1 protein-coding gene is annotated in these 6,328 nt (G+C 65.5%); it reads right to left on the bottom strand.

What is annotated here, in order from left to right:
- A partial coding sequence (locus tag AC07VY_RS26445; RefSeq protein WP_495100125.1) for a beta strand repeat-containing protein occupies nt 1-6,328 on the bottom strand: 6,328 nt, incomplete at both ends.

Raw genomic sequence — 6,328 nt, 5'->3', positions numbered from 1 at the left:
CCATGGCATAGCTGGCGCTGCTGGTGTTTTGCGCGGAGGCAACCACCAGGTTGTTGCCCGCGGCCAGCAGGGTGCTGGTCTGGGAGGTGATGCTGCTGCCTTGCACCGCCAGGTCGTTATTGGCGATGACGGTGACGGTGCCCCCGCCCAGGCTGCTGCCCATCGCTACATCCTGGGACCGGCTGGCGACTTCCGTGCGGCTGGTGGAGCGCACCCCGGTGTTATGGCTACCGGCATTGGTCGTAGCCAGCTCGCTGTGCTGGTTCTGCGTGCCGATGAGGATGTCGCCGGCGGCCTGTAGGCCCAAGGCGCCCTGGCTGAGCTGGATGCTGCTGGCCTGCAGGGCAATATTGCCGCCGCTGGCCAGGGTCAGGTTGTCGCCCGCGCGGATGCGCGTGCCCTGCAGTGTCTGGTCATCCTGGTGCAGGCTATCGCTGTGGCTGCGCCCGCCGCCACTGCTGGCGGCATGGCTGTCCACCTGCAGCCGGTCCACGGCGGCGCTGAGGTCGATATTGCCCTTGACGGCCAGGGTGCCGCCCCCGGCCAGGTCCATCTGCGCGCCCACGGCCGTCAGGTTGCCGCCCACCTGGGCCAGGGTGGTTCCGCCCACGCTGACGCTGCTGGTGGTGTTGAAGGTCTCGGTGCTGCTGGCCGCACCCCGGACACGGCCCGTGTAGGCGATCTGCTTGGTGTCACCGGTCTGCACCGCGCCCAGGTTCCAGTCGCCGCCCACCAGCGCGGCCAGGTTACCGCCCACGGCCAGGCGGGCGCCGTTTTGCGTGAAGTCCCCGCCGGTGCGGATGACGGCGTCGCCTTGCACGTCGATGCTGGCGATGCGGTCCAGCAGGGTGCGGCTGGCCGAGCCTGCCGAGCCGGCAGCGCCGCTGATCTGGTAGCCCTGCGTGGTGGTGGTGCTGGCCAGCAGCAGGCTGCCGCCCGCGTCCAGACTCAGGCTGCCGGCCTTGAGCTGGGCGTTGCTCAGGTCCACATTGCCCCGGGTGCTGATCTGCATCAGGCCACCGCTTTGCAGGTTGCCGCCCCGGCTGTCCAGGCTCACACCGTCCAGCACCAGGTTGTTGCTGGCGCGGATGGTGCCGCGGTTGACCAGGCCCTGGCTGTCGTACAGCTCGATGTTGCCAGCGGCGATCAGGGGGCCGCTGGGCAGCAGGTCACCTTCCTTGACATGGGCCAGGTACAGCACGGGTACCAGTACGCGCTGGCCTTGCACTGTGCGCTCTTCCAGCATGACCACATCGGTGGTCAGGCTGGCCATTTGTGCATCCGTCAAGGCAATGCCGGGGGTGATGTTGAAGGCCTTGGCGGTGGCGACACCGGCGCTCAGCAGGGCCTGGTACTGGGCCTGCTCGTTGCTGTAGCCGCTGAGCTGGGTGCGCCCGGTGAGGGCCAGCACCTGTTCGCGCACCAGGCGCTGCTCGTAGAAGCCGTCGCCCAGGCGCTTTTGCGTGGTGTCGGGGTTGTAGCCCAGCTGGTTCAGGTACCAGTCGCTGGAGAGCCAGGTCTGCTGGTTGGTGAAAGCGGGGTTGGTTTCTACCAGGTAGTGGCTGGTGGGGTTGGGGGCCAGGTGGAACAGACCGCCACTGGAGCCGGGTAGGGTGATGTTGTTCAGCACGCTGGGCGCGGTGAGGGTGTTGACGGCCAGGTTGCCACCCACCAGGCCGGTGGCTACCAGGTTGGGGTTGCTTTGGGGTGTGCTGCTGCGGGTGGGGACGCTGGCGCCGCTGGTGCTGCTGTGGCCCACGGCCAGGGCGTTCAAGCTGTTGGCGGCGGCAATGGCTCCCACCACGGCGATGCTGGGCGCAAAGGCTCTGCTGCCTGCCTGGGTCTGAACAGGGCCACTTGTGCCAGACGCTGCCGCTGCCGCACCGGCGCCATTCAACAGGGTGACGCCTACGCCGCTGATCGTACCGAGCGCTGTGAAGCTGCTGTCGTAGCCAGCTAGCACGACGTCGTCGGTTTGTGGTCCCCAGCGGCTGTCGAATGCGCCATAGGTCAATGTGCCGCTGGCCGAATAGGTAGGCCAGATATGGCCGTCGTAGGTGCGGTAGACATAGACACCGCTGCTGACTGTGCGCTCCAACAAAGGCGTGGCACCGCGCCAGGAGTCATGGTCCATGGTGGCGTTGCCCAGGGCGATGCTGCCGGTGGCGGCGACCTTGCTCCAGTAGTTTTGCAGCAAATTGGCATCAACGCTGATGTTGCCGCCTGCGAGGATGCGTGCTTCGGGGCTGACGCTGGTGAGCGCGTTGCGCTGGGTGGTTTGCGTGTAATCGGTGTAGAGGTAGTCGCTGTTGAATTGGCCACCGTGGGGCATCTCGATATAGCGGCCACCGACGACGTTCGGGTTGGCCTCGGTCCACGTGACCCGGCCGCTGGTGCTGGTGCCGTAGTCGGTGAAGGTGTCACCCGCCGTGAGGGTACGACGGGTGTTGGTGATCTGGTTGGCGGCCAGCAGCATGCTGGCGCCGGATTCGATCTGGGCGGATTGGTTGAGGATGCTTTGTGCGCGGATGGCGTTGCCGTTGGCGTCCACGCCGCCGGCCAGGATGACGTTGCCCATGCCGTAAATGAGGGTGCTGGGGGGGGTGTCGGTGGCGGTAGTGTCGTCGCGGTTTTCTATCACGGGGGCGAGCAGGGCCAGGGTACCGCTGCTGCTGGCCGCGCCCAGCAGGGCGCCGGGGCCGGTGTTGCGGATGGCCTGGCCGGCTTGCAGCGTAAGGCTGCCCATGCCCACGATGCTGCCTTGGTTGGTGATGGTGTCGCCGGCGGTGAGGGTGACGTCCTGCCCGGCGATTTGCGCGGTGGAGGTGTTGCTGATGTTGGCTGCATCTATGCGCAGGTCGCCCAGTACCTGCAGCGTAGCAAGGTTGGTGAAGCTGCCGGTAAAGGCCAATGACAGCGCGCTGTCGGCCTGCCATTGCGCAGCGCCAGTGTGGGTGTAGTCGCCCAGCAGCTTGGCGCTAAGGGTGCCTTGGCTGGTGACACTGCCGTCAAAGCTGAGACTGGCGCTGTCGATCAGGACGCTTTGGCCGGCGCCGAGGCTGCCGCCGGTGTTGGTGAGCGCCAGGGTTTTGGCCAGGCTGTTGCTGGTGCTGCTGGCCTGGGTGTCCTGGATGCTCAGGTTGCGTGCGGATGTCAGCACGCCTTGGTTGTTGTTCAGGCTGCCGGACCCGGTGATGCTGAGGCTGTTGTCCGCCCGGATGTTGCCGTTCTGGTTGTTGATGCTGTTGGCTTGCAGTGTGACGTTGTAGCCAGCGATGCCTTTGGTGGTGCTATTGGTGCTGCTGTTGTTGATGCTGGCGGCTTGCAGCAGGGTACTGCCGCCCGCGCGGATGGAGCCGGCGGTGTTGTTGATAGCGCCCGAGGCTACGTTCACGCTGAGGTTGCCTACGGCTTGAATCTGGCCGCTTGCGCTGTTGTCCAACCCTGTGCCGCCCAGTAATAGGTTGCCACCACTGGCCAAAACGCCGCCCGTATCGTTGGCAATGTGTGCCGCGGCAATGGTGAGGTCGCCTCTGGTCGCCAAATAGCCCGCGCTGTTGAGGAGGTCACCCGTGGTTAGGTTGGCGTTGCCTTGGGCCAAGATGCCGCCAGTGGAGCCGCTGTGCGTGTTGGTGAGGGTTTGGCCAGCGGTATTGATGGTCAGGTTGTTACCCGCCTGGAGCAAGCCGGTGTCGTTGTTCAGTGCGCCACTGTTGATGGTCAGGTCGCCACTTCCCGTATTTCCAGCATTCGTACTTCCGGTGGCGATGATGCTGCCGCTTTGGTTGCCAAGGGCTTGGCCGTGGGTTTGGATTTGGACACTGTCGCCCGTTATTGCGCCGCCGGTGTTGGTGAGCGTGCCGGTGTCGAGCGATGTGTTGCCCGCGGCTTGCAGACGGCCAGTGTTGTTGTCGAGCGCCGCTTGGCTGACCACCGCCAGGCTGCCTTGTGCGCTGATGATGGCGCCGGCATGGTTGCTCAGACTGGCTGCCTGCAGGTCCAATGCGCCATTGCTGGCGATGGTGCCGGTGTTGTTGTCGAGGCTGCCGGGTAGCTGGAGCTGGAAGCCGCCGGTACCCGTCTGCAGAATGGTACCGCCTACATTGGACAGGTCGTGTGCGCTGATGCCCAGCTGGGCGGCAGAAACTGTGCCAGCGTCGGTGGTGATGGTCTGCGTGCTGCTGGCAGTCAAGGTTTGGCTGGCCACCAGCGTGGCGGTGCTGGCGGTGAGTGCGCCTGCGTTGGCGGTAATGGACAAGTTGGCCGCGCTGGTCTGGCTGCCAGAGATATCGACGCTGGCGCCACTGAGGCTGGCGTTACCACCGGCCACGTTTTGCCCATGGGCTGCCAGGGCCTGGCCGGTGCTGACGGTCAGGTCGCCGGTGCTGGCGAGGCTGCCGTTGGCCTGCAGGCCGGCGGCCAGCAAACTACCGGTGGCACTGCTGAGGCTGTCTGCGTTGATGTTGGTGTTGCCCTGGGCGGCAATCACGTTGCTGTTGCTAAGGATGCCGGTGGCGCTGAGGTTGGCATCGCCGCTGGCGTAGACGGTGCCGGTGTTGGACAGGTTGGCACTGCTGACAATGTCTAGGCTGTGGCCAGCCAGCAGGCTACCCTGGTTGCTGATGTCGCCCAGGCTGCCGGTGCTGTGCAGGTGCAGGTCGTGGCTGGCGGCGATCTGGCCGGTGCCGGTGTTTTGCAGTGCGCCGCTGGTGGTGATGTTGAGGTCCTGTGCGCTGATGCTGCCGTTGGCGTTGTTCAGGCTTTGCGCGGCGATGGTGGCCATGCCGACGGTTTGTACGGTGCCACCGCTGTTGTTGAAGCTGCCGGGCAGGTTCAACTGGAATGCACCGCTACCGGTTTGCACGATCTGGCCACTAATGTTGGACAGGTCGTGTGCACTGAGGCCGATGCTGGCGGCCGAGACGACGGCACTGTCGGTGCGCAGGGTTTGCGTGCTGCTGGCGTTCAGGCTTTGGGTGGCTACCAGCGTGGCATGGCTGGCGTCCAGATTGCCGCTGGTGGCGCTAAGCGTGAGATTGCTGGCGCTGGTCTGGCTACCGCTCAGGTCCAGGGTGGAGCCGCTCAGGCTGGCATTGGCTGCGGCGATGTTTTGCCCATGGGCGCTGAGGTTCTGGCTGGTGCTGACCGCCAGGTTGCCGGTGCTGGCCAGCGTGCCAACAAGCGTCCCATCAGCCAGGAGGCCGGCGGCGAGCAGGCTGCTGGTGCTGCTGCTCAGGCTTTGCGCGGTGACCGTGGTGTCGCCCCGTGCGGCCAGTACCCCGCTGTTGCTGACGGCTCCGCTGGCGTCCATGGTCTGGCTGCCCATGGCATACAGCGTTCCGCTGTTGTTGACTGTGCTGGCCTGCGTGTGCAAGTTGGCGCCTGCGAATACGCTGCCGGTGTTGCTGAAGTCGGCCACGGTCAATGTGGTATTGCCGTTGGTGGCCTGCAGGGTGCCTCGGGTGTTGCTGAGCGTGCCGCCGTTGATCTGGAGGTTCTGGCTGGCGGCGATGCTGCCGTCGGTGTTGTCCAGCTGGGTGGTGGTGCTGACACTGGCGGTGATGCGGGCGCTCTGGTTGGCGGTAATGCTGCCGTGGTTGTTGTTGATGCTGGGGGCGCTGAGCACCAGGTTGCCATTGCTGGCCAGCGTGCCGCTGCTGTTGTTGACGCTCTGGCTGGCGTTGATGGTGGTCTGGCCGGTACCGGTCTGCTGGATGCTGCCGTGCTGGTTGCTGAGCGTGGTGGCGGTGATGTTCACCTGGTCCGCCACCAGCGTGGCGTTGTCGTGCAGTACGGTGGCTGCGCTCAGGTTCAGTGTGCCGTTGGAGGCGGTTTGCCCAGCTTGGCCGTTGAATGTGGTGGCGGTGATGGCCAGGGTACCGGTGCCGACATGGGTGATGTGGCCGCTGGTGTTGTCCAGGGTTTGGGCGTTCAGGCCCAGGTTCTGGCTGTTGGCTGCGATGGTTCCGCCGGTGTTGTCCAGGTTGCCCGCCAGGTTTAGCGCCAAGTCACCGGTGCCGGTTTGCAGCAGCTGCCCACCCACGTTGGAGATGTCATGCGCAGCCAGGCTGAGCTGGTTGGCCGAGAACACGGCGCCATCGGTGCGCAGGGTTTGGGTGGTGCTGGCGGTCAGGGTCTGGCTGGCGATGACGGTAGCGTTGGTGGTGGTGACATCACCTGTGGTGGCTGCCAGGCCGAGGTTGCGGCCGCTGAGCTGCCCGTGGCTGATATCGACGCCGCTGCCGGTGAGCTGCACATCGGCACCAGCCAGGCTTTGGCCCGCCAAGGTGGCTGTGCCCGTGGCGGTGACGGCGAGGTTGCCACTGCT

This window comes from Rhodoferax sp. GW821-FHT02C08 (genome assembly GCF_059421805.1).
The sequence above is the reverse complement of the archived record's forward strand: the minus strand, read 5'-3'. Positions and strand labels throughout refer to the sequence as shown.